The sequence below is a fragment of the Paraburkholderia sejongensis genome (assembly GCF_020880815.1).
GTDB classification, from domain to species: Bacteria; Pseudomonadota; Gammaproteobacteria; order Burkholderiales; family Burkholderiaceae; genus Paraburkholderia; species Paraburkholderia sejongensis.
On sequence record NZ_JAJITD010000005.1, the window covers coordinates 179,699 to 204,770 of the forward strand.

Consider the following 25,072-nt stretch of genomic DNA (forward strand, 5'->3'; position numbering starts at 1 on the left):
GGCGGCGCGACTTCAGCCAATGCGGTCGCATGCCCTCAACGCGTCAACGTCACCGCGAGATATGTTGCATACAACGCGCCGCACACCAGCAACGCCCACACCGGCACGCCCCGTTCGCGCGCGTTGATACGCAGCCACGCGGCGGCAGCCAGCGTGATCATCACGCCGGTCAGCACCTCGATGCGCGGCGTCCACGGCGTCAGCAAAATGCCGATCGCGGGCAACAGCGTGCCCTGAAACACCATCGCGCCCGTGATGTTGCCGAACGCGAGCGTGTCCTTGCCGCGGCGGATCCACAGGATACTGTTGACCTTCTCGGGCAACTCCGTCGCGATCGGAATGATCAGCAGCGACAGCAGCAGCGGCGACACCTGGAACGCTTCGGACACGCCCCGCACGCCTTCGATAAAGCCTTCCGCGCCCCACACCAGCAAGCCGACCGCGAGCAGCAGCTGCACGCCGATCGTCGCGAGATTGGTCGGGATGCCCAGGCGCGCGAGAAACATCTTGCCGGGCGCCTCGGTGCCATGACCGGCATCGACCAGCCCGCTCGACGCGCGGAACGTCATCACGACATAGGTCACATAGACGCCGACCAGCGCGATGCTGAACAGCGCGCGCACGATCATCTGCTCGTGTGGCACGTACATCGCGACGGCCGCGAGCGCGAACGCGCACAGGAAGTAGTTCAGATCGCGGGTGAAGCCGCTGCGCTCCGGCGCGACCCAACCGTTGACGCCGCGTGTGCGCAGCACCGCTAGCGTCATCAGAAACGTCGACAGGGTGGACAGCATCAGCGGCGCGCCGAGAATCGCGCCGACCCCGATCTCTTCATTGACGGTGCCGCCGGTCCGGCTACCCGCGATCGCGAGCAGCGGCACCAGCGTTTCGGGCAGCGCGGTGCCGACCGCCGCGAACAGCGAGCCGGTCACGCCTTCGGAGATTTTCAGACGCTCGCCGAGATGTTCGAGCGCATTGGTGAAGAGTTCGGCCGCCACCAGGATGACGACCAGCATGATCGCGAGTTCGAGCAGCAGACCGGTCATGCGGCGCTCCCGGCCGACGCGCGGCAAACACGGCTACTCATCGACACCGTCCGGCGGGTCGACGCGAAAGCAAAGGGGGAAACGGCTGACGTGCAACGGTGATTCACAGGGCAACTCCGCGGTCGGACGTAGGTGACGAACCATGACGCACCGCCACCCGTCCGACCAGAACGAGGCAGTACGTCAATGGTCTCGCCAAACCGACCCGGTCGAACGCGCCATGACCCGCAGGCCAAGTATGTTGACGCGCTCTCCTTCATGCGATGAAGGAAGGCTACTCCCCAGTGACCGGTGGATTCTAAAGTGACGCGCGGCTTTCAACAAGCTTTAGGGCGGGATTGGGTGATTGCGGAGTGTTGGGGGAGATAACGTCTGAATCGACGCGATGGCCAGCCTCGCGGGACGCGCAATGCGGATGATCGACCGATCGATGCAAACGGCAATCCGCGCAATCGTGCAGGGTCGAGAAAAGGGGAAATCTGTTGGGAAGGCTTGATACAGATGGCGCGCCCGGCTGGGATCGAACCAGCAACCCCTGCCTTCGGAGGGCAGTACTCTATCCATTGAGCTACGGGCGCTTCAACGCAAAACTGCGTGGACTACGCGAGAGCGCGGCAACCAGAACGGACGCGACGCCAAAGCGAGAGACCGCAAGGATACCCGGTTTCGGTCGAAGCGTCCACCGGCCGGCGACCGCCCATCCCCGCAAGCCTTGCACACAGCCCGTCGTCCGCCGCTTCGCTGCGGGTAAACGCCTGCTGAACAGCCTCCGGAGCCCCCTCGCCGCCGCCGAAATCTTGCGTCTATAATCGTCCGTGCCTGATAAAGAACAAGAAGTTGCCGTCGCGCTGTACCGCTCACAATTCCCACGGAGACGAGACAAGCATGAGCGAAGCACCACACGGAGCCCCGATCAAAACGCCAGCACAGCTCATCGCCGCGGTCATCGCCGGGTTCGCTGTGCCGATCATCATCATTGTTCTGCTAGCGGTCTACGTCGATAACTCGACCCGCACCGGCGCCGGCACCGACTCCCTCTCCGAAGCCGATGTCGCTTCGCGGATCCATCCGCTCGCACAGGTCGAAATCCGCGACGCCAACGCGCCGCGCGTCTACAAGAGCGGCGAGGAAGTCTACAAGGCGGTCTGCTCCGCATGCCACGCATCGGGTGCGGCGGGCGCGCCGAAATTCACCAATACCGCCGACTGGGCGCCGCGCCTCGCGCAAGGCTTCGACACGCTGCTGCACACCGCGCTGTCCGGCAAAGGCGCGATGCCGCCGCGCGGCGGCACCAGCCCCGACGACTACAGCGACTTCGAAATCGCCCGCGCGGTCGTCTATATGGCGAACAACTCGGGCGCGAGCTTTCCCGAGCCAGCCCAGCCGGCGGCCGGCGCGGCCGCGGCACCCGGCGCGGCGGCAGCTTCGGGCCCGGCGGCCGGTGCAGCGGATGCCGGCGCGGCCCAGCAGGCCGCCGCCGCGGTGGCGGCACTGGCCAGCGTGCCGCAAGCCGCGGCTCCCGCGGCGGCTGCCGCAGGCGGCGCGGACGCGGCGCAGGCCGGCAAGGCGCTGTATCAGGCGGTCTGTCAGGCCTGTCACGCGGCCGGCGTGCTGAACGCGCCGAAGTTCGGCGACAAGGAAGCCTGGGCGCCGCGTTTGAAGGAGTCGATGGACACCGTCTACAACTACGCGCTGCACGGCAAGGGCGCGATGCCGCCGAAGGGTGGCTCGAACGCGTCGGACGCGGATGTGAAAGCCGCCGTCGACTATATGGTCAGCGCGGTGAAGTAAGTAAAGCGGCTGGCGCTTCGGCCGCCGGTTTCACCCGCCCAATGAAAAATCCCTGCAGACGCTCACGCACTGCAGGGATTTTTTCATGCGCGTTGCGCAGCAGGCGTGACGGACACGCCGCGTCGTAACCTGGGAGCGTCGAGCCGCGCAGCCGCGAGCCCGCATCAAGCCTTCTGCAACAACGCCTTCAAACTGGCCAACCGGTCCTTCGGCGACATCGGCGCCTCTTCGGCGGTCGGCGGCGGCGCATCGTCGAGCAGCATCTCATTGATAAACCGCGACGGTTCGCAAACGATCGTCTCCCGCGCACGCTTGCGCTTCTTGCACCAGTTCAGATGCAGGCTGCGCTGCGCACGCGTGATCGCCACATACATCAGGCGACGCTCTTCCTCGATGCGCGAATCGTCGATCGGTTCGTCGTCGGCGCCGCCGCGGTGCGGCATGATCCCCTCCTCGACGCCGACCAGGAACACGTGCGGATACTCGAGCCCCTTCGACGCATGCACGGTCGACAACCGCACAGCATCCGGATCTTCCTCGCGGCCTTCGAGCATCGACATCAGCGCGACGGTCTGGATCAGGCCGAGCAGATTCTTGCCGGTGTCGGCTAGGCCATCGGCGGTGTCGTAGCCGGTCGCATCGCTGCCGGCCTGCGGCTCTTCCTTGGTGCCCTTGCGTTTGAGCCACTCGATGAACTCCAGCACGTTCTGCCACTTCGCCTGCGCCTGACGTTCGTCGAACGCGTCGTAAAGATACGCCTCGTAATGGATCGCCTCCATCAGCTCGTCGAGCAGCGTGCCGGCCGCATCCTTCTCCGCGCGATCGGTCAGCCGCTGCATGAAGTCGCAAAACACGCGCATCGGCTCGATCTGGCGCGGCGACAGGCGCGCCTCGATACCGCCCATGTAGACCGCCTCGAACAGCGACACCTTCGCCTGCCCCGCGAACGCGCCGAGCGCCTCCAGCGTGGTATTGCCGATACCGCGGCGCGGCGTGGTGATCGCGCGGATGAACGCGGGGTCGTCGTTGGCGTTGGCGATCAGCCGCAGATACGCGCAGATGTCCTTGATCTCGGCCTTGTCGAAGAACGACTGGCCGCCCGACAGCACGTACGGAATCCGCTCGCGGCGCAGCACCTGTTCGAAGATGCGCGCCTGGAAATTGCCGCGATAGAGGATCGCGTAATCGCGGAAATTCGCGCGCCGCTCGAACTTGTGCGCGGACAGCCGGAACACCACCGACTCCGCTTCGTGCTCCTCATCGTTGCAGCCCGTCACGGTGATCGTGTCGCCCATTCCGTGCTCGGACCACAACTTCTTCTCGAACAGCTTCGGGTTGTTCGCGATCACGTTGTTCGCGGCGGTCAGGATCCGCACCGTCGAGCGGTAATTCTGTTCGAGCTTGATCAGATGCAGGTGCGGGAAATCCTTGCCGAGCTGGCCGAGGTTCTCCAGCGTCGCGCCGCGCCAGCCGTAGATCGCCTGATCGTCGTCGCCGACCGCGGTGAACGCCGCGCGCTTGCCGGCCAGCAGCTTCACCAGTTCGTACTGGCACGCGTTGGTGTCCTGATACTCGTCGATCAGCAGATAGCGCAGCTTGTTCTGCCAGCGGTCGCGCACCTGTTCGTTGCTCGCGAACAGCTCGGCCGGCAGCCGGATCAGATCGTCGAAATCGACCGCCTGATAAGCATGCAGGGTCGCCACGTAGTTGCGATAGACGATCGCGGCCTGGTGCTCGTCCTCGGTCGATGCGGTCGCGATCGCCTGCTCCGGCATGATCAGGCCGTTCTTCCACAGCGAGATGATCGATTGAATTTTGCGGATGAAGCCCTTGTCGGTCGAGCCGACCTGCTCCTGGATCATGCCGAAGCAGTCGTCGGAATCCATGATCGAAAACTGCGGCTTCAGGCCGACGTGCTCCGCCTCCTGGCGCAGGATCTGCACGCCGAGCGAGTGAAAGGTGCACACCGTCAACTGGTTCACCGGCACCTTGCGGCCTTCCTTGCCGGGCGTCGTCAGCGTCTTGCCTTCGAGCAGCTTGCCGACGCGCTCGCGCATTTCCGCGGCGGCCTTGTTCGTGAACGTGACGGCCGCGATGTGGCGCGGTTCGAAGCCTTTCGCTTCGATCAGATGGGCGATCTTCTGCGTGATCACGCGCGTCTTGCCGCTGCCAGCGCCGGCGAGCACGAGACAGGGACCGTCGAGATAACGGACCGCTTCACTTTGAGCGGGATTCAGGCCAGCGGACATCGTGTGTGGATGGGTAATACGGTTGAGGACGGTCGTGGCTACCGGCGGGAGGCGCCGGCCCGACAGCCCGGGGACATGCTGCGCGGCGGCGCGGGGCCGAAGTCGCGGTACGCGATTCGTCCGGGCGCGTCTTGCGCGAGAGGAGCGATGTTAACACGGTTACCTGCGACGGTTACCCCCACCGCTTACCCGCGCCGGCTCCGTGCCGCTTGCCCACGATGGCTCGCGGCACGACTGCGCCCCCAGGTCCATCCCACAAATGCCACAATAACGGCATCGCGCGCCGCCGCCGCGGTGGCAAGGCAGCGCGCCGCTCCTGCAGGAAGACACGCATGTCCGCATCGTTAAAGATTGGATTGATGGGCTACGGTTTCGCCGGCGCGACCTTTCACGCACCGGTGATCGAGCATTGCGGACGCGCGAGCGTCGCCGCGATCGCCACCAGCCAGACCGAACACGCGCACGCGGATTATCCCCACGCGAAGATCGTCGCCGATCTCGACGCGCTGCTCGCGCTCGAGGACATCGACTGCATCGTGATCGCGACGCCGAACGACACCCACTTCGACCTCGCGCGCCGCACGCTCGAAGCCGGCAAGCACGTGGTCGTCGACAAGCCGGTCACGCTGAACGCGGCCGACGCGCACACGCTCGCCAACATCGCGCTCGCGCGCGGCAAGCTGTTCGTGCCGTTTCACAACCGCCGCTGGGATGGCGACTTCCTGACCGTGCGCGATCTGCTCGCGCGCATCGAGCTCGGACGCGTGACCCACTACGAATCGCATTTCGACCGCTTCCGGCCCGGCGTGCGCCAGCGCTGGCGCGAGGACGTGACGCGCGGCGGCGGTCTGCTGTTCGACCTCGGCCCGCATCTGATCGACCAGGCGCTCGCGCTGTTCGGGCCGCCGCAAACGGTGTCGGCGACGGTGCGCGCGCATCGCGACGACGCCAGCGCGCCCGACTACGTGCACATCCAGCTCGGCTACCCGGACTTCGAAGTGATGCTGCACGCGAGTGCGCTGACCGCGATCCCCGGTCCGCGCTTTGCGATCCACGGCACCCGCGGCAGCTATCTGAAGTACGGACTCGACACCCAGGAAGACCAGCTGAAAGCCGGTTTGCGCCCCGGCGACGAAGGCTTCGGCGGCGGCAACACAGCCGGGCGCTTGCGCGTGCTGGAAGGCGAGCAGGAAGTCGAGCGCGAACTGCCGACTCGCGACGGCGACTACGCCGGCTTCTACATCGCATTGGCCGACGCGATCCAGAACGGCATCGCGTTCCCGGTCAGCGCTCAGGACGCGGTCGACGTGATGACGATCATCGATCTCGCCGCGCGTAGCTCCGAACAGGGCGTGCGGCTGCCGTTCGAGCGCATCCGCTGAAGGCCGTCGCGGACTCGTGTCCGCGCGCTGCCGCGCCGTTTTGTGTACCAAAAACGGCGCGGCCCGCCAGGCCAAGAAAGCCCGTCCCACCGGGCTTTTCTGACATTTCCGAAAGGAACATAACGTTACAAATTCGGCCGCTGCCGGGTCAGCGAACAGCCGCCATCAGCCGTTGCTACCGACGTAGCTCCACCCAATCGACAACGACTCCGGGAGAATTCATGTCTCGTTTCATCCGTGCCCTTGCCGCGTGCGCGCTGCTCACGTCCGTCGCCGCCTGCGTGGTGACACCTCCGCCGCCGGCGCATCCGGGTCCGACCGCCCAACAGATCGCCGATCAGCGCCTGCGTCAGGTCAATGGCCGCATCGACAGTCTCGCGCGCCGCATCGACAACCACGTGAATCAGGGCTACTACCCGCCGTCGCAAGGCGCGTCGCTGCATCACCGGCTCGAGACGATCCGCCAGGAAGCGCGCGATATGGCCGCACAGCACGGCGGCGGTCTGACGGCCGAAGAACAGCGGGTGCTGAACCAGGAACTGGACAACGCGGCTCACGCGATCGGCGAGTGATCGGCTAGTAAGCAAGCGAAGCCGCGACACAAGCGCGGGTCCTCACGGTCCCGCGCTTTTTTTTTGGCGTTCGCGCCGCGCCAGGGCCGCGTAACGCCCGCCCCCGCGAACGCCACCGCCTATGCCAGCGCCTTTATTTGACAAGCCCCCGGCCGTCGCGTAAATTCGCCGCACGCGTCGGGAGAGCGCGCTGGCCGCTGAAAAATCGCAGGCCGCGCCGCCGAAGGGGCACACCCGCAAACTCTCAGGCAAAAGGACCGACCGCGTCGAAAAACCCGCTTTCAAGGCGGTTTTTTCGCACTCTGGAGAGCGGCAGTAGCCATCGGCGTCGCACGTCGTGCACCGCTGGCAGGCTGCCCACCGAAGGGGCGCGCGTTTCACCGTGATGTGACCAAGCAGGCTCGCCCGCGAGCACGCCCCCGTCCCGGCAGCGCAATCTCTCAGGTATCGAGGACAGAGGGGTCATGCACCAGCACACTCGCAGGCACAGCGCCGCGAGGCGTTGCGCCGCATGGCCTTTTTTGTTTCGCGAGACGCCCGAGGCCCCATGACCGAACTCAAACACACCCCGCTCAACGCCGCTCACCGCGCGCTCAACGCCCGCATGGTCGATTTCGGCGGCTGGGACATGCCCGTCAACTACGGCTCGCAGATCGAAGAACATCGCGCGGTGCGCACCGACGCCGGCATGTTCGACGTCTCGCACATGTGCGTGGTCGATTTCACCGGCGAGCGCGTGCGCGCGTTCTTCGAATTCGCGCTGGCCAACAACGTCGCGAAGCTGCAAACGCCGGGCCGCGCGCTCTATTCCTGCATGCTGAACCCGAACGGCGGCGTGATCGACGACCTGATCGTCTATTACTTCGCCGAAGACCACTTCCGCGTGGTCGTCAACGCCGGCACCGCGGACAAAGACATCGCGTGGTTCGGCCAGCTCAACGCCGAAGGCGAATACGGACTGACGATCACGCCGCGCCGCGATCTGGCGATCGTCGCGGTGCAAGGCCCGAACGCCCGCGAAAAGTTCTGGCAGACCGTGCCGGCCGCGCGCGCCGCGACCGAAGCGCTGAAGCCGTTCAACGCGGCGCGCGTCGACGGTACGCCGTTCGGCGAGCTGACCGTCGCGCGCACCGGCTACACCGGTGAAGACGGCTTTGAAATCATCGTCCCGGCGACCCACGTCGAAGCGCTGTGGAACGCATTGCAGGCACAAGGCGTGCGACCGGCCGGTCTCGGCGCGCGCGATACGCTGCGCCTCGAAGCCGGCATGAACCTGTACGGCCAGGATATGGACGACAACGTCTCGCCGCTGGACGCCGGCCTCGCATGGACCGTCGACCTCGCCGCGCCGCGCGACTTCGTCGGCAAGGGCAAGCTCGAAGCCGACGGCTCGCGCGCCGCCTTCGTCGGCCTGATCCTGCTGAAGGACAACGGCAAGGCCGCCGGCGTGCTGCGCGCGCATCAGAAAGTCGTCACCGCGCACGGCGACGGCGAAATCACCAGCGGCACGTTCTCGCCGACGATGCAGGAATCGATCGCCTTCGCGCGCGTGCCCAAGGGCGTGCAGCCGGGCGACACCGTGCACGTCCAGATTCGCGACAAAGCCTGTCCCGCAAGCGTGGTAAAACTGCCGTTCGTGCGCAACGGCAAGGTGCTGGCGGTCTGAACGGCCGGCGCACGCCTCCCCTAATTCCAATCAACACCGAACAAACCGCATAGGAGCATCCGATGAGCATCCCGGCCGATCTGAAATACACCGAATCGCACGAATGGGTTCGCACCGAAGCCGACGGCACGCTGACCGTCGGCATCACCGACCACGCGCAGGAAGCGCTCGGCGATATCGTCTTCTTCGAAGTCCAGGAACTGAACAAGTCCGTCACGGCCGGCGACACCGTCGCCGTGATCGAGTCGGTGAAGGCCGCCTCCGACATCTACGCGCCGGTCTCGGGCGAGATCATCGAAGCGAACACCGCCGTGTCCGATTCGCCGGACTCGGTCAACAGCGCGCCGTACGAGAGCTGGCTGTTCAAGATCAAGCCGGCCGCCGACGCGACGCTGGATCGCCTGATCGACGCCGACGCGTACGCGAAGTCGATCGGCGCCTGAGTCAGCATCTAACGCAGCGCCTGAGTCACATTCTGTTTTAACCGTCAGGTGCGGCGCCCGCGAAAAGCGCGCGCCGCATCGCCAGGAACACCCATGAAGCTCGAACACCCGGATCGTCTGATGAACCGCACTCCTCTCTCGCTCGCCGCGCTCGAAGTGCACGACGCCTTCGCCGAACGGCACATCGGCCCGGATGCGGCCGACCAGCAAGCGATGCTCGAAGCCCTCGGCTTCGCGTCGCGCGCGGCATTGATCGACGCCGTCATCCCGAAGACGATCCGGCGCACCGAAACGCTGCCGCTCGGCCCCTTCGCGCAACCGAAGAGCGAAGCCGAAGCGCTCGCCGCGCTGCGCGAGCTGGCGGACAAGAACCAGGTGTTCCGCTCGTACATCGGCCAGGGCTATTACAACGCCCATACGCCGACGGTGATCCTGCGGAACGTGCTCGAAAATCCGGCGTGGTACACCGCGTACACGCCGTATCAGCCGGAAATCTCGCAAGGCCGTCTGGAAGCGCTGCTGAACTTCCAGCAGATGGTCACCGACCTGACCGGCCTCGCCATCTCGAACGCGTCGCTGCTCGACGAGGCGACCGCCGCCGCCGAAGCGATGACGCTGCTGCAACGCGTCGGCAAGCCGAAGTCGAATGTGTTCTTCGTCGCCGACGATGTGCTGCCGCAAACCATCGAAGTGGTGAAGACCCGCGCGACGCCGGTCGGCATCGAAGTGAAGGTCGGCCCGGCCGCCGAAGCCGCGAACGCGAACGCGTTCGGCGTGCTGCTGCAATACCCGGGTGTGAACGGCGACGTGCGCGACTACCGCGCGCTGACCGAAGCAATCCACGCGGCCGGCGGTCACGTGGTCGCCGCCGCCGATCTGCTCGCGCTGACGCTGCTGACGCCGCCGGGCGAATGGGGCGCGGACGTCGCGGTCGGCAATACCCAACGTTTCGGCGTGCCGGTCGGCTTCGGCGGCCCGCACGCCGCGTACCTCGCGGTGCGCGACGAATTCAAGCGGCAGATGCCGGGCCGTCTGGTCGGCGTGACCGTCGATGCGCAAGGCAACCCCGCACTGCGTCTCGCGCTGCAAACGCGCGAACAGCACATCCGCCGCGAAAAGGCGACCTCGAACGTGTGCACCGCGCAGGCGCTGCTCGCGATCATGGCCAGCATGTACGCGGTCTATCACGGCCCGCGCGGTCTGAAGACGATCGCGCTGCGCGTGAACCGCGTCGCCGCGCTGCTTGCCGAAGGCGCGAAGCAACTCGGCTACAAGCTCGTCAACGACACCTTCTTCGACACGCTCACGTTCGATACCGGCGCGCGCACGCAAGCGCTGCTCGACGCGGCGACCGCGAATCGCATCAACCTGCGCCGCGTGAGCGCGACGCAAGTCGGCCTGTCGGTCGATGAAACCACCACGCGCGGCGATCTGGCCGACCTGCTGGCGGTGTTCGCGCAAGCGGCCTTCTCCAGCGACGTGCCGCAAATCGACGCGCTCGACGCCGCGTTGAGCACGGCGAACCGCGCATCGGTGCCGGCCGCGCTCGAACGCACCAGCGCGTATCTGACGCATCACGTATTCAATCGTCATCATTCGGAAACCGAAATGCTGCGCTATCTGCGCAGCCTGTCGGACAAGGACCTCGCGCTCGATCGCTCGATGATCCCGCTCGGCTCCTGCACGATGAAGCTGAACGCGACGTCGGAAATGCTGCCGGTCACGTGGCCCGAATTCGGCCAGATTCACCCGTTCGCGCCGGCCGAGCAAACCGTCGGCTACCGCGAAATGATCGATCAGCTCGAGGAAATGCTGGTCGCCGCGACCGGCTACGCAGCGGTGTCGCTGCAACCGAACGCGGGCTCGCAAGGCGAGTACGCGGGTCTGCTGATCATCCACGCGTACCACGCGTCGCGCGGCGAAGGGCATCGCAACGTCTGCCTGATTCCTGCTTCGGCGCACGGCACCAACCCGGCGTCCGCGCAGATGGCCGGCATGCAGGTCGTCGTGGTCGCGTGCGACGCACAGGGCAACGTCGATATTGAAGACCTGAAGAAGAAGGCCGCGCAACACGCGGACAAACTCGCGGCGATCATGATCACGTATCCGTCGACGCACGGCGTGTTCGAAGAGAACGTCCGTGAAATCTGCGAGATCGTGCACGCGCACGGCGGCCAGGTGTACGTCGACGGCGCGAACATGAACGCGATGGTCGGCCTGTGCGCGCCGGGTCAGTTCGGCGGCGACGTCTCGCACCTGAACCTGCACAAGACCTTCTGCATTCCGCACGGCGGCGGCGGCCCGGGCGTCGGTCCGGTCGCGGTCGGCGCGCACCTCGCGCAGTTCCTGCCGAACCAGAGCTCGTCGGGTTACCAGCGCGCGGAAAGCGGCATCGGCGCGGTCTCGGCCGCACCGTTCGGCTCGGCGTCGATCCTGCCGATCTCGTGGATGTACATCGCGATGATGGGCGCGAAGAACCTGAGCGCCGCGACCGAAACCGCGATCCTGAACGCGAACTACGTCGCCAACAAGCTCGCGCCGCACTATCCGGTGCTGTACTCGGGCCCCGGCGGCCTCGTCGCGCACGAGTGCATTCTCGATCTGCGCCCGATCAAGGAAACCAGCGGCATCACCGTCGACGACGTCGCCAAGCGCCTCGCCGACTACGGCTTCCACGCGCCGACGATGAGCTTCCCGGTGCCGGGCACGCTGATGGTCGAGCCGACCGAGTCGGAGTCGAAGGAAGAACTCGACCGCTTCATCGAAGCGATGATCGCGATCCGCGAGGAAATCCGCGCGGTCGAGGAAGGCCGCGCCGATCGCGAGGACAATCCGCTGAAGCACGCGCCGCACACCGCGGCGGTGGTGGTCGCCGACGACTGGAAGCACGGCTACTCGCGCGAAACCGCCGCGTATCCGCTGCCCACCTTGATCGCGAAGAAGTACTGGCCGCCGGTCGGCCGCGCGGACAACGTGTACGGCGACCGCAACCTGTTCTGCTCCTGCGTGCCGATCGCCGACTACGAGTAAGCGCGACAGCGCGCGCGGCGCCCGTCGCCGGTTCCGGCAGCAGTATGCCGGGGCGGGCGACGGGCGCTTCTGTTGTTCGCGCCCGCAACCGGCTAACATCACACACCGAATCAGCCTAACGAGGAGTTCCGCATGGCGCGACAGGTGCGATCGATGCAAAGCCGGCCCGAAGCCATCCCAGCCCATTCGTGGCGGTCCACCTGCGCGGTGCTGCTGGCCGGCGCGGCAACGCTGCTGCCGCTGCGCGAAGCGCAGGCCGCGATGAATTTCTGCGCGGCGCCCGCGTTGCAGACCAGCGAGCGCACCAATGCCGACCCCGGCGTGAAAGCACTCGTCAGCAACGTGCAGGCCCGTCTGAACGAGCAGCCGCACGCGCTCGCGAAGTTGCATACCGAGGGCACGCTGCCGCACGAAGGCATCTACGATCAGAGCGTCGAAGCGCAAAAGGATCTCGATCTGCTGCGCGACGCCGCGCTCGCGTGGCGCGCGACCAGTGACGAGCGGTTCCTGAAGCTGGTCGACCGGCTGCTGTATGCATGGGTCACGACCTATCAGCCGAGCTTCAATCCGATTGACGAAACCCATTTCGAAGGTCTGATCCTCGCGTACGACATGACCGCCAGCGCGCTGCCGGTGAAAACCCGCAACGCGGCGATGGCGTTCCTGACCAGGCTCGCGAACGGCTACATCGAGCAGATCGACGCGCAGCCACGGCCGCTGACCGGCACCTTCCGCAACAATTGGCAGAGTCACCGGATCAAGCTGATCGCGATGGCCGCGTTCACGCTCGACAACCGCAAGATGATCAATACCGCGCAGCGGCTGTTCGTCGAGCACATCGGCGACAACATCGCGCCGGACGGCGCCACGATCGACTTCGGCGAACGCGACGCGCTGCACTACGTGACCTACGACCTGCAGCCGCTCGTCACTGCCGCGCTCGCCGCGCGCCGTCACAACCGCAACTGGCTGCAGGAAAAGGGCGCCAACGGCGCGACGCTGCTCGCCGCGCTGAACTGGCTGGTGCCGTTCGCGACCGGCAGCCAGACCCACGAGGAATTCGTGCATTCGAACGTGCCGTTCGATGCGAAACGTCGCGAAGCCGGCTTGCCCGGCTATTCGGGTCAGTGGGACCCGAAGAACGCGACGGAACTGTTTCACCTGGCGGCGCGTCTCGATGGACGCTTTACGCCAGTCGCGCTGCAGCTAGCACCGACGCCGCCCGCGTGGCTCGCCGTGTGTCTGCCGCTGCCGGCGCGCTAACCCTTCACTTATCGGCAGGAGCAGTAGATGGCAGTCAGCGTTTTCGATCTCTTCAAAATCGGCATCGGTCCGTCGAGTTCGCATACGGTCGGACCGATGCGCGCGGCGCTGATGTTCGTCCAGGGACTTGAGCGCGACGGGCTGCTCGATAAGGTTGCTTCGGTCAAAGCGGAGCTGTACGGCTCGCTCGGCGCGACCGGCAAGGGCCACGGCACGGATCGCGGCGTGATGCTCGGCCTGCTCGGCGACGCGCCCGATACCGTCGATCCGGACACGATCGCGCAACGGCTCGACGCGGTGCGCACGTCGCGCAAGCTCGCGCTGCTGGGCACGCACGAGGTGCCGTTCGTGCACAAGGAGCACATCGCGTTTTATCGTCAGGCGCTGCCCGAGCATCCGAACGGCCTGAAGCTGTACGCGTTCGACGCCCAACGCGCGACGCTGCGCGAGGCGACCTATCTGTCGGTCGGCGGCGGCTTCGTCGTGACGGCCGGCGCGCCGAATACGAAGGTGCTGTCCGCGGTCGACCAGTTGCCGCATTCGTTTCGCAGCGGGAATGAATTGCTCGCGCTGTGCGAGTCGACCGGCAAGAGCATCGCGCAACTGATGTGGGAAAACGAGCGCGTGTGGCACAGCGAGGAAGAAACCCGCGCGGGGCTGCTGAAGATCTGGGACGTGATGCAATCGTGCGTATCGCGCGGCTGCGGGATCAATAACCCCGATGCCGACGGCAATCTGCCCGGCCCGTTCCAGGTGAAGCGGCGCGCGCCGCAGCTGTATCGCGCGTTGACCGGGCATCCGGAGCGCGCGTTGCAGGACCCGCTGTCGATGGTCGACTGGATCAATCTGTACGCGATCGCCGTCAACGAGGAAAACGCCGCCGGCGGCCGGGTCGTCACCGCGCCGACCAACGGCGCGGCCGGCATCATTCCGGCGGTGCTGCATTACTACACGCGCTTCATGCCGAGCGCGAACGAGCAGGGCGTGATCGACTTCCTGATGACCGCGGCCGCGATCGGCATTCTGTACAAGCTGAACGCGTCGATTTCCGGTGCGGAAGTGGGGTGCCAGGGCGAAGTCGGCGTCGCGTGCTCGATGGCCGCGGGCGCGCTCGCCGCGGTGATGGGCGGCACGCCGAAGCAGGTCGAGAATGCCGCCGAAATCGGCATGGAGCACAACCTCGGGCTCACCTGCGATCCGGTCGGCGGGATGGTGCAGATTCCGTGCATCGAACGCAATGCGATGGCGTCGGTGAAAGCGGTCAACGCCGCGCGCATGGCGCTGCGCGGCGACGGCAGCCACTACGTGTCGCTCGACTCGGTGATCAAGACGATGCGCGAGACCGGCGCCGATATGAAGACCAAGTACAAGGAAACCTCGCGCGGCGGGTTGGCGGTGAATATCGTCGAGTGTTGAGCCGCGTGCGCGGTGTTTGATAGCGGGTGAGAAACGCGGGCCTTCGGGTCCGCGTTTTTGTTTATGCGCTGCGCCATGACAGCGCCCACGTCCGCGGCGTAAGCTGTCGAAGCGCCGATCGGCCGCGGCAACACGTCGCGTCGAGGCGGCTCCATCCATCGCACTGATGCACTGCCAGGAGGTTTCTCCGTAATGTCGCTGCCGAATGCTCCCGCTGCAAATTCCGCCGTCAATTCCTCCGCCAGTTCCGCTCCCACTTCCGCCGATGCTCGTACGACCGGCGCGCGGCTCGTCGTCGATGCGTTGCTCACGCATGGCGTCGAACGCGTCTTCTGCGTGCCCGGCGAAAGCTTTCTCGCGGTACTCGATTCGCTGCACGACGAGACCGGGCGAATTCAGACGATCGTCTGCCGTCACGAAGCCGCGGCCGCCAACATGGCCGAAGCGGTCGGCAAGCTGACCGGGCGCCCGGGCGTTGCGCTGGTCACGCGCGGACCGGGCGCGACGCATGCGTCGATCGGCGTGCACACCGCGTTTCAGGATTCGACGCCGATGATCCTGCTGATCGGGCAGTGCGCGCGCGAGCATCTCGATCGCGAGGCGTTTCAGGAAATCGACTACCGACGCATGTTCGGGCAGATGGCGAAGTGGGTCGCGCAGATCGACGACCCGAAACGGATCCCCGAGTATCTGAGCCATGCGTTTCATACGGCGACGTCGGGACGGCCCGGACCGGTGGTGCTGTCGTTGCCGGAAGACGTGCTGAGCGACGCGTGCGACGCGGTGCCCGGCGCGCCTGCCTATCAGCGCGTGGCGGCGTCGCCGTCGGCCGCGCAGATCGAGAAGCTGCGCGAGTTGCTTGAACGCGCGCAACGGCCGATGGTGATAGCCGGCGGCAGCGGCTGGACTTCGACCGCATGCGCGGACCTGCGTCGCTTTATCGAAACGTGGCAACTGCCGATCGGCCTCGCATTCCGCTTCCAGGATACGTTCGACAACGAGCATCCGAACTACGCAGGCGATGTCGGTCTCGGCATCAATCCCGCGCTCGCGCAACGCATCCGCGATGCCGATCTGCTGTTGACGCTCGGGCCGCGTCTCGGCGAGGCGACCACCAACGGCTACACGCTGCTCGACATTCCGAAAACGAAGCAGACGCTGGTGCATGTGCATCAGGGCGCGGAAGAATTGGGCCGCGTGTATGCGGCCGATCTCCCGATCGTCTCCGGGATGCCTGAGTTGGCGGCAATGCTCGCGGAGCTGAAACCGGCGTCGTCATCCGGGAAGCTCGCGTGGGCCGGGGCCGCTGAGGAAGCGCATCGCGCGTATCTGGAATGGCGCAAGCCCCGCGCGATTCCGGGCGACGTGCAGATGGGCGAAGTGATCCAGCAGCTGCGCGCGCACCTGCCAGACGACGCAATCCTGACCAACGGCGCCGGCAATTACGCGACGTGGCTGCATCGGCATTTTTCGTATCGACACTTTCGCTCGCAACTCGCGCCGACCAGCGGCGCGATGGGCTACGGCGTGCCGGCCGCGGTCGCGGCCAAGTCGCTGTATCCGCAGCGCGCGGTGGTCGCGCTGGCCGGCGACGGCTGCTTCATGATGGCCGCGCAGGAACTGGCGACCGCGATGCAGTACGACCTGCGGGTGCTGTTCATCGTCGTCAACAACAGCCACTTCGGCACGATCCGCATGCACCAGGAGCGGCATTATCCGCATCGCGTGCATGGCACCGGTCTCACCAATCCGGACTTCGCGGCGTTCGCGCGCTCGTTCGGCGCGCATGGGGAAACGGTCGAGCGCACTGAGGATTTTCTGCCGGCGCTGGAACGCGCGCTCGCGTCGCAATTGCCGGCGTTGATCGAGATCCGGATGCCGCAGGAAGCGAGCACGCCGGCGGCGACGCTCGAACAGATTCGCGAGCAGGGGAGGAAGATGCGGGGGGAGTAGGGGGGTGCGCGGCATGCGTGGTGAAGGGGCACACCACGCGCGAAGCCTGCGGGTTAATCACCCGTAGGCGCTTTGGTGAGCCTTGGACGGGCACTACGCTTGAAAGCCGCCTGCGAGCGACGCCTAGGCTCTGACCTGCTTTCGCCGCGCTTCAAGGATCGCGGGAGTCGCCTGTGCAGGCACCGCGATAACTCGATCGCAAATGTCACAAACCGCCGCCAGGACATGCTTCACCTCGCCGCTGCCGTCACTGAATGGCACGTCACGCGGCCGAAACGTCGTGCTCACCAACTGGTTGCAGTGAGAGCAGATGGCGTTGCTCGTTTCGCTCTCGTCGTAGAGCTTCGTCTTCATAGGTTCACTCGTTGATGCACGCTAATGAACGCGTCTTCGTGATGTCAGCGGAGATTGTCACCGAACTTTTTTTCGGGAGAAGCCGAATATCGGAGGGGAGGCGAGCCACAGCCGCACACCCGGACAGCCAATAAAAAAACCCCGCCGAAGCGGGGTTTTTTCATCGTCGCCAAAGCGAACAACACAACAAAGCTTACTTCCCACCCACGCTCTGCAGCGTCGTCCACTTGCCGTCGACCACCTTGTACAGCGTGATGCCGCCGTTCTTCAGATCGCCGCGCGCGTCGTACGCGAGGTTGTTGGTCGTCACCGCCGGCATCGAGGTCTTCGCCAGCACCGGCAGGTACTTCGCCGGATCGGTCGAGTTGGCGTTCTTCATCGCGGTGAACATCGCCATCGCGCCGTCGAATGCATACGGCGAGTAGGTCTGCACGTCCTCGTTGAAGCGCTTCTTGTACTTCTCGACATACGCCTTGCCGCCCGGCATTTCGTCCAGCGGCAGACCCGCCAGCGAAGCCACCGTGCCGTTCGCCGCGTCGCCCGCGAGCTTGATGAAGGTCGGCGTGTGCACCATCTCGCCGCCCATCAGCGGCGCCTTCACGCCGAGCTGCTTCATCTGCTTGACCATCGGCGCCGCTTGCGAATCCGCGCCGCCGTAATAGATCAGATCCGGGTTCGCGGCCTTCAGCTTGGTCAGGATCGACTTGAAGTCGACCGCCTTGTCGTTCGTGTATTCACGATCGACGATCGTCGCGCCGGCCGCCTTCGCCGCCTTCTCGAACTGATCGGCCAGACCCTGGCCGTAAGCGGTGCGGTCGTCGACGATTGCGATCTTCTTCATGCCGAGCGTCTTCACCGCGAACGTGCCGGCCACCGAGCCTTGCTGCGTGTCGGACGTCATCATCCGGAAGGTCGTCTTGAAGCCCTGCTGCGTGTATTCCGGCGCGGTCGCCATCGCGATCTGCGGGATGCCCGCGTTCGCGTAGATGCGCGAAGCCGGGATCGTGGTGCCCGAGTTGAAGTGGCCGAGCATGCCCTTGATGCCGTCATCCACCAGCTTCTGCGCAACCGTCGTGCCGGTGCGCGGGTCGGCCTGGTCGTCGGCCGAGTCGAGCACGATGCGAACCTGCTTGCCGCCGATCGTCGGCTTGGTCGCGTTGAATTCCTCGACCGCCAGCACGATGCCGTTCTGGAAGTCCTTGCCGTAGTGAGCCTGAGCGCCCGTCATCGGACCGGCGAAACCCACCTTCACGTCTTCCGTCGCTTGAGCGTAGGCCGTCCCCGCCACCGACATAGCCGCAACCAGCGCCGCGCCTGTCAGCTGTTTCATTTTGTGTTGCATAGCTTCTCCTTGATACCAGGTGTGGATGAAGCGGTATGGGGTCGCCGTGCCGCTTCCGTACTATTGAGCAATCGCCGAGGTTCGCTCAACCGATCGTCATCAAATTCGCATTGCCGCCTGCCGCCGCGGTGTTCACGCTGACCGAGCGCTCGGTCAGCAAGCGTTCGAGTGCGTAGTCCTCGTCGCCGCTCGCCAGCGCGCCGGCCGCGACGCCCTGCACCGAGACGATCGGGCCCGCGCGTTTCGCGACTTCCTTCACCAGCGCCAGCAGCTCGTCGCTGTCGCCCTCGAACAGCACCGCGTCGAACGTCGCGTCGGCGCCCTTCTTCACGCTCGCATTCGGCTTCAGCGACGCGGGCAGCTGCGCGACCAGTTGCTCGCCCGCCGCGCCTTCGAACAGCGCGCGATTGCCGGTCGCGAGCGCGGCCGCCAGCTGCACGCGCGCGCCGCTTGCGGTCGACGCGATACACAGCACCGTGCCGCGCGGGCCGAGCGTATACGTGTTGCGCTCACCGGTCGGTCCGGCCAGCACCGCGGTCGCGCCCGCCGGCACGTGCGCCAGATAACCGTCGCAACGCGCGGCCAGCTGCGGCTCGCGTTCGTCGATCAGCCAGTCGCGCAGCGCGGTCAGCGCGGCGCCCGGATTGTCGCCTTTTTCGGCGGCCTGCGGTACTTCGACGACGAGCGCCTGCGCGAGCGACTTCGGCAAACCGGCCGGCCGCGTCGCCAGCAGACGTTGCAGATACAGCGCGCCGCCCGCCTTCGGACCGGTGCCCGACAAGCCTTCGCCGCCGAACGGCTGCACGCCCACCACCGCGCCGATCACGTTGCGGTTCACGTAGATGTTGCCGACGTGCGCGCGGCTGATCACGTGGGCAATCGTCTCGTCGATCCGCGTGTGGATGCCGAGCGTGAGCCCGTAGCCTGTCGCGCGAATCTGTTCGAGCAGCTTGTCGAGCTGGCTGCGGCGATAGCGCACCACGTGCAGCACCGGGCCGAACACTTCGCGCTTCAGTTCGTCGATGCTGTCGAGTTCGATCAGCGTCGGCGGCACGAAAGTGCCCTGCGCGGCGCCGTCCGGCAGCGGCAGTTGCTCGATCTTGCGGCCCTTGTCGCGCATCGCCACGATGTGCGCGTCGATCCCGCGCTTCGCGTCGAGGTCGATCACCGGGCCGACGTCGGTCGACAGGCGGTCCGGATTGCCGACCGCCAGCTCGCGCATCGCGCCCGTCAGCATTTCCAGCGTGCGGTCCGCCACGTCCTCTTGCAGACAAAGAACGCGCAACGCCGAACACCGTTGACCGGCGGAGTCGAACGACGATTGCAGCACGTCGGCGACGACCTGCTCGGCGAGCGCCGACGAGTCGACGATCATCGCGTTCTGGCCGCCGGTTTCGGCGATCAGCGGAATCGGCTTGCCGTCCGGGTCGAGCCGGCCCGACAGCGTCTTGTTAATCAGCCGCGCGACTTCGGTCGAGCCGGTGAACATCACCGCGCGGGTGCGCGGATCGGCGACCAGCGCGGCGCCGACCGTCTCGCCGTCGCCGGGCAGCAGTTGCACCGCGCCCGCCGGCACGCCGGCTTCGCGCAGGATCCGCACCGCTTGCGCGGCGATCAGCGGGGTCTGCTCGGCCGGCTTCGCGAGCACCGTGTTGCCGGCCGCGAGCGCGGCGGCCACCTGGCCCATGAAGATCGCCAGCGGGAAATTCCACGGGCTGATACAGACGACCGGACCGAGCGGCCGGTGCGTGTCGTTCGAAAACTCGTTGCGGATCTGCGTCGAGTAGTAGCGCAGGAAATCGATCGCCTCGCGAATTTCGGACACCGCGTTGGCGAGCGACTTGCCCGCTTCGCGCACCACGAGGCCCATCAGCGTGTGCATCTGCGCTTCGAGCAGATCGGCGGCGCGCGCGAGGCAGTCGGCGCGCGCTTCCACCGGCGTCGCCTGCCAGATCGGCGCGGCGGCCACCGCGTAGCCGAGCGCGGCGCTCACGTGTTCGGCGCTAGCCTCGACGACCGTGCCCACGAGGTCGCGCTGATCGGCCGGGTTGCGCACGTCGCGCGCGGTGCCGGCGATGATCTCGTTGTCTTCCAGCATCGGCGCCGCGCGCCACGGATGATGCGCGCTCGCCAGCAGCGCCGACGACAGCGACGCGAGCCGATGCTCGTTCGACAGATCGAGGCCCATCGAATTGAGACGCTCGGCGCCGTACAGATTTCGCGGCAAAGGAATGCGCGCGTGCGGCGCGCCGAGCGGCACGATCTTCGACGCTTCTTCGACCGGATCGGCGACCAGATCCTTGATCGCGACCGATTCGTCGGCGATCCGGTTCACGAACGACGTGTTCGCGCCGTTTTCCAGCAGGCGGCGCACGAGGTACGCGAGCAGCGTCTCGTGCGTGCCGACCGGCGCGTATACGCGGCACGGCCGGTTCAGCTTGTCGCGGCCGGTCACTTCTTCGTAAAGCGGCTCGCCCATCCCGTGCAGGCACTGGAACTCGTACTGGCCCGGGTAGTAGTTGTGGCCGGCGAGGTGATAGATCGCCGCCAGCGTGTGCGCGTTGTGCGTTGCGAACTGCGGATAGACCGCATCGGGCGCGCCGAGCAGCTTCTTCGCGCAGGCGAGGTACGACACGTCGGTGTAGATCTTGCGCGTATAGACCGGATAGCCTTCGAGGCCGTCGACCTGCGCGCGCTTGATTTCGGTATCCCAGTACGCGCCCTTCACCAGACGCACCATGATGCGGTGACGGCTGCGGCGCGCCAGATCGATCAGGTAGTCGATCACGAACGGGCAGCGCTTCTGATAGCCCTGCACGACGAAACCGATACCGTTCCAGCCGGCCAGTTCCTGGTCGAAGCACAGCGCTTCGAGCAGATCGAGCGACAGTTCGAGACGGTCGGCTTCTTCCGCGTCGATGTTCAGGCCGATGTCGTAGCGACGCGCGAGAATCGCGAGCGAGCGCACGCGCGGCAGCAGTTCGCTCATCGTGCGTTCCTGCTGCGCGCGCGAGTAGCGCGGGTGCAGCGCCGACAGCTTGATCGAGATGCCCGGGCCTTCGTAAATGCCGCGGCCGCCGGCGGCCTTGCCGATCGCGTGGATCGCCTGCTCGTACGACGCGTAGTAGCGCTGCGCGTCGGCCTCGGTGGTCGCCGCTTCGCCAAGCATGTCGTACGAGTAGCGGAAACCGCGCGCCTCGTATTTGCGGCTGTTCGCGAGCGCCTCGGAGATGTTCTCGCCGGTCACGAACTGCTCGCCCATCAGGCGCATCGCCATGTCGACGCCCTTGCGGATCAGCGGCTCGCCGCCGCGGCCGATCAGCCGCGTCAGCGCCGACGACAGGCTCGTCTCGCTATTGGTCGTGACCAGCTTGCCGGTGATCATCAGGCCCCACGTCGCCGCATTGACGAACAGCGACGGCGCCTGGCCGACGTGCGAGCGCCAGTCGCCCTTGCTGATCTTGTCGCGGATCAGCGCGTCGCGTGTCGCGCGATCGGGGATGCGCAGCAGCGCCTCGGCGAGGCACATCAGCGCGACGCCTTCCTGGCTCGACAACGAGAATTCGTGGATCAGACCTTCGACGCCGCCGCCCTTGCTCTTCGAGCGCAACGTCTCGACCAGTCTGGCGGCGAGCGCCTGCACGTCGCCGGCGAGGTTGGCGGGCAGCTTCGCCTGACCGAGCAGGAACGGCACGCATTCCGGCTCCGGGCGGCGATACGCGGCGGTGATCGCCGCGCGCAGCACCGACTGCGGTTGCACGTTCTGCGCGAAATCGAGGAACGGGTGCGATGCGCCGTCTTCGTCGCTTTCGACCGTCGCGCCGTCGGCGAGATCGGCATTGCCGGTCGCGCCCGATAGTTCGGCCGGCAGTTGACCATGCTCGATCTTCTCGAGATACGCGAAGATCGCCTGCTTGATCAGCCAGTGGGGGGTGCGCTCGAGGCGAGTGGCGGCATCTTTCAGCCGGGAACGCAGGAGGTCGTCGACCTTGACGCCAAGGGTGGTGCTAGCCATGTTTCCTTCTTCGATACCCGGCGCAAGCCGGAGAAAGACCAAAAGTTGGGCGAATCGTACGCCTCCAAATAAAAAGGTGCAACCAAATGCCGCGCACGGTTGCACCCTCCGCAAAGCTATGTGGGACAAGGCTTTGCGGCCGACGACCCGCCTCGGCGCGAGCGCGGTTGCGATCGGTACTTTCCCTGGCGTGATTCTTTTTGCATTTGGTCTTATTAAACGACTGCACGCGCCGATATACATATGCACGGCGACGAATGGCCCGAAACAGGGTTTCAGGGCACGCAAAAAGATAAACGGGGTTCTCGAGGGGTGGGTGAGATGGAAAAGTGGCTGGTGATACTGGGCGTCTGGGCGATGTGCGCGGCCTGCGCGGTGTTTTTCATTCGAGGTGCGACCGGCGGCTCGAATCGGCAGGCGGACGAGAAGCCCGCGCGCGCGGACGCGCGTAAGTCGGGGAGTAAGGCGCGGGCTGCGCTGCACGATTGAGCGGCTGAGGGCGGCGGGCGCGACAGGCTAGTGCGGCGCCGCTTGCGTGCCCCGGCGGTGGGCCGGCGGCCGTTGGAGCGCGCGTCGCACGCTGGGGAGCCATGCGGGTAGGCGCGCGCGTGGATTGTCGCGCGCCGGCCTTGCGGCGCCTCTTGCCGCGAAGATACGGATCAGCTCAGCGCGCGCGGCCGGGCGGATCACCGCGTCGCAGATTGCGCGCTAGGAGCGCTCGACGCTTGCCTCGAAGCGCGCGCAACGGTCGCCGGGCGACACCAGTTGATCGTGCAGCCGACATAACCGGCTCGCCGCGACGCTCGCACCAAATCCTGAACTGAACGAAACGAGCCCCGGGATCCGCTGCTCGAGCGCATCCCGCTCTTCGAGCCGATGCCGGCACGCCGCGCAGCAGCGCGCCTGCGATAACACGCGTTGGCCGTTGCGGGCAGGCAACGCCACGCTGCTAAAACGCGCGATCAACGATTTCACTGCGGCTCACCCAAGACTGTTCCAGTACGACGCGAACACGTGCGCCGACAGCACATAGCCGATCGCGATATTGACCACGACGCCTGCAGTAAACGCGAGGAACGGCTTCACGCCGGTCGCCGCGAGCGAGCGAAAGCGCGTCGTCAAACCGATGCTGAGAAAGCAGAACGTGAACGCCCAGGTACGCAGTACGGTGATCGGCGCGACGAAATCGGGCGTCACGACCTTGCGGTAATCGGCGAGCGAATAGTGGCTCGCGATCCACGTAACCAGCGCCGACGCGATCACGAAGCCGATCACGAACTTCGGGAACCGCGCCCAGATCTCGCCGGCATTCGCGCGGGCGTTTACGCCGCTGTCCTGCGCCTCCCAGCGCGTGGTCGCGACGATCGCGAGCACGAACGCCCAGATGCCGATCCAGATGTCGCGGCCGACCACCTTCATCAGCGTGAACGACTGCAACGCTGCATCCGGCGCGCCGGCGATCGCACCGCCCGCGTGCCGCGCGAAATCGCCGTACGCTTGTGCGGCGGCGATGCCGGCGGCGTCGGCGAACTCGGAAGTGCCGATCCATGCGCCGGCGATCGCGGTCGACAGCCCGAGCGAACGCGACGCGAACGGCAGCACGAAGATCATCACGATCGCCCACAGCACGACCAGCGTTATCGCGACCGACGCCTGCTCGCGCTTCGCGCGCACCGCGCCGGCTATCGCGATCGCCGCCGACACCCCGCACACCGCGCCGCCGACGCCGAGCACCGCGGCGAAGCGTCGATCGAGTCCGAACCCGCGCGCGGCGAAAAAGATCACGAAGAACGTCACCAGCGACACAATGCTCGCCTGCGCGACCGCGACCGGGCCGGCCCACACGAGCAGCGTGAACGGCAGCGTCGCGCCGAGCAGCACGATGCCGACCTTGATGTAAAACTCGACGCGCAATGCCGCCGCCAGCCACGCCGGCAGAGTAAACAGATTCGACACGATCAGGCCGAGCGCTAGTGCGACCAGCGGCGGTTCGAGGTTGTACCTGGACGCATTGACCCACGCGCCGAGCGTAAGGATCAGCGCGGACGCGACGAACACCACCGCGAAGCCGGCCAGAAACGCACCGACACGCTGTTTCAGCAACGCGACACTCGTGCCGAATAGCAGCGCGAATACAACGAATAGCGCGACGAAGTTAGGCAAATGCCGGCCGATGTCCTGCACCGCTGCGCCAATGCTCGACCATTTCGCCGGCGCCACCGCCAGCCATTTGATACTGCCGCCCGACGCGAACAGCGCCCACGCGATGACGATCAGCAGCAGTCCGACGCCCGCCGCGAGCCAGTCTTCGGTTAACGAAAAGCCGTTGCCACGGGCGCTTTGCGCAGCGGCCCCGCCGTTGCCCTGCACGCTTTGTGTACCTTGCCGTCGCGCCGGCGCGGCGCCGGCCGGCACGCCGTGTCGAGTGTCGCTCATGATGAATTGCCCCGAGAAAATGGAAGTGACATCGGCGCGGTGGATATTGTCGTTTTGCCCGCGAATGCGCCGATTTCGCGACTATAGGCGAGCGCCCGCGCAAAGCGAAACGAC

General features: G+C 66.1%; 17 protein-coding genes, 1 tRNA gene and 3 riboswitches. Of the genes, 10 read left to right on the forward strand and 8 right to left on the reverse strand.

What is annotated here, in order from left to right:
* Window positions 1-35 precede the first annotated feature (35 nt).
* Both LJ656_RS11695 and LJ656_RS11700 read right to left on the reverse strand, forming a co-directional pair.
* Window positions 36-1,046 carry a sodium:calcium antiporter gene (locus LJ656_RS11695; protein WP_230509581.1) on the reverse strand — a complete coding sequence of 337 codons (1,011 nt, stop codon included), beginning with the start codon at window positions 1,044-1,046 and terminating at the stop codon, window positions 36-38.
* Between the two features lie 124 nt (window positions 1,047-1,170).
* A riboswitch (yybP-ykoY riboswitch) is annotated at window positions 1,171-1,341 on the reverse strand.
* 207 nt (window positions 1,342-1,548) lie between these two features.
* Window positions 1,549-1,624, reverse strand: a tRNA-Arg gene (locus LJ656_RS11700).
* A 307-nt stretch (window positions 1,625-1,931) separates the two neighbouring features.
* Between LJ656_RS11700 and LJ656_RS11705 the strand changes: the two genes are divergently transcribed.
* A complete protein-coding gene (locus tag LJ656_RS11705; RefSeq protein WP_230509582.1) occupies window positions 1,932-2,837 on the forward strand; it encodes a c-type cytochrome in 906 nt (301 codons plus the stop codon).
* A gap of 164 nt (window positions 2,838-3,001) precedes the next feature.
* Here the strand turns inward: LJ656_RS11705 and LJ656_RS11710 are convergent, their stop codons facing one another.
* Window positions 3,002-5,086, reverse strand: a complete 2,085-nt coding sequence (locus tag LJ656_RS11710) for a UvrD-helicase domain-containing protein (RefSeq protein WP_230509583.1) — start codon at window positions 5,084-5,086, stop codon at window positions 3,002-3,004.
* A gap of 332 nt (window positions 5,087-5,418) precedes the next feature.
* Between LJ656_RS11710 and LJ656_RS11715 the strand changes: the two genes are divergently transcribed.
* From LJ656_RS11715 to LJ656_RS11750, 8 genes are all read left to right on the forward strand, one after another.
* A complete protein-coding gene (locus LJ656_RS11715; protein WP_230509584.1) occupies window positions 5,419-6,468 on the forward strand; it encodes an oxidoreductase in 1,050 nt (349 codons plus the stop codon).
* Window positions 6,469-6,689: 221 nt separating this feature from the next.
* Complete coding sequence (locus LJ656_RS11720; RefSeq protein WP_230509585.1) at window positions 6,690-7,040, forward strand: hypothetical protein; 351 nt, start codon at window positions 6,690-6,692, stop codon at window positions 7,038-7,040.
* A 168-nt stretch (window positions 7,041-7,208) separates the two neighbouring features.
* A riboswitch (glycine riboswitch) is annotated at window positions 7,209-7,310 on the forward strand.
* Between the two features lie 22 nt (window positions 7,311-7,332).
* Window positions 7,333-7,507: riboswitch (glycine riboswitch) on the forward strand.
* An 80-nt stretch (window positions 7,508-7,587) separates the two neighbouring features.
* Window positions 7,588-8,706 (forward strand): glycine cleavage system aminomethyltransferase GcvT, encoded by a 1,119-nt coding sequence (gene gcvT, locus LJ656_RS11725; protein WP_230509586.1) that lies wholly within the window; start codon window positions 7,588-7,590, stop codon window positions 8,704-8,706.
* 62 nt (window positions 8,707-8,768) lie between these two features.
* A complete protein-coding gene (gene gcvH / locus LJ656_RS11730) occupies window positions 8,769-9,149 on the forward strand; it encodes a glycine cleavage system protein GcvH (protein WP_230509587.1) in 381 nt (126 codons plus the stop codon).
* Window positions 9,150-9,242: 93 nt separating this feature from the next.
* Window positions 9,243-12,179 (forward strand): aminomethyl-transferring glycine dehydrogenase, encoded by a 2,937-nt coding sequence (gene gcvP, locus LJ656_RS11735; RefSeq protein WP_230509588.1) that lies wholly within the window; start codon window positions 9,243-9,245, stop codon window positions 12,177-12,179.
* A gap of 132 nt (window positions 12,180-12,311) precedes the next feature.
* Window positions 12,312-13,442, forward strand: a complete 1,131-nt coding sequence (locus tag LJ656_RS11740; protein ID WP_230509589.1) for an alginate lyase family protein — start codon at window positions 12,312-12,314, stop codon at window positions 13,440-13,442.
* A 27-nt stretch (window positions 13,443-13,469) separates the two neighbouring features.
* Entirely contained in the window at window positions 13,470-14,858 is a 1,389-nt protein-coding gene (locus tag LJ656_RS11745; RefSeq protein ID WP_230509590.1) for an L-serine ammonia-lyase, read from the forward strand.
* Window positions 14,859-15,050: 192 nt separating this feature from the next.
* Window positions 15,051-16,811 (forward strand): thiamine pyrophosphate-binding protein, encoded by a 1,761-nt coding sequence (locus LJ656_RS11750; RefSeq protein WP_230509591.1) that lies wholly within the window; start codon window positions 15,051-15,053, stop codon window positions 16,809-16,811.
* Window positions 16,812-16,934: 123 nt separating this feature from the next.
* On the opposite strand, the gene LJ656_RS11755 is transcribed toward LJ656_RS11750, so the two are convergent.
* The 3 genes from LJ656_RS11755 to putA all read right to left on the reverse strand — a co-directional run bounded on the left by LJ656_RS11755 (window position 16,935) and on the right by putA (window position 22,522).
* Entirely contained in the window at window positions 16,935-17,165 is a 231-nt protein-coding gene (locus LJ656_RS11755; RefSeq protein ID WP_230509592.1) for a hypothetical protein, read from the reverse strand.
* A 193-nt stretch (window positions 17,166-17,358) separates the two neighbouring features.
* Window positions 17,359-18,507, reverse strand: coding sequence for a branched-chain amino acid ABC transporter substrate-binding protein (locus tag LJ656_RS11760; protein ID WP_230509593.1), 1,149 nt, complete (start codon window positions 18,505-18,507; stop codon window positions 17,359-17,361).
* An 85-nt stretch (window positions 18,508-18,592) separates the two neighbouring features.
* Window positions 18,593-22,522 (reverse strand): trifunctional transcriptional regulator/proline dehydrogenase/L-glutamate gamma-semialdehyde dehydrogenase, encoded by a 3,930-nt coding sequence (gene putA / locus LJ656_RS11765; RefSeq protein ID WP_230509594.1) that lies wholly within the window; start codon window positions 22,520-22,522, stop codon window positions 18,593-18,595.
* Window positions 22,523-22,765: 243 nt separating this feature from the next.
* On the opposite strand from putA, the gene LJ656_RS11770 reads away from it, so the two are divergent.
* Complete coding sequence (locus tag LJ656_RS11770) at window positions 22,766-23,011, forward strand: hypothetical protein (protein WP_230509814.1); 246 nt, start codon at window positions 22,766-22,768, stop codon at window positions 23,009-23,011.
* Between the two features lie 219 nt (window positions 23,012-23,230).
* On the opposite strand, the gene LJ656_RS11775 is transcribed toward LJ656_RS11770, so the two are convergent.
* Both LJ656_RS11775 and LJ656_RS11780 read right to left on the reverse strand, forming a co-directional pair.
* On the reverse strand, window positions 23,231-23,497 hold the full coding sequence (locus tag LJ656_RS11775; RefSeq protein WP_230509595.1) for a hypothetical protein: 267 nt from the start codon (window positions 23,495-23,497) through the stop codon (window positions 23,231-23,233).
* Between the two features lie 6 nt (window positions 23,498-23,503).
* Window positions 23,504-24,958, reverse strand: a complete 1,455-nt coding sequence (locus LJ656_RS11780) for a YeiH family protein (protein ID WP_230509596.1) — start codon at window positions 24,956-24,958, stop codon at window positions 23,504-23,506.
* Window positions 24,959-25,072 lie beyond the last annotated feature (114 nt).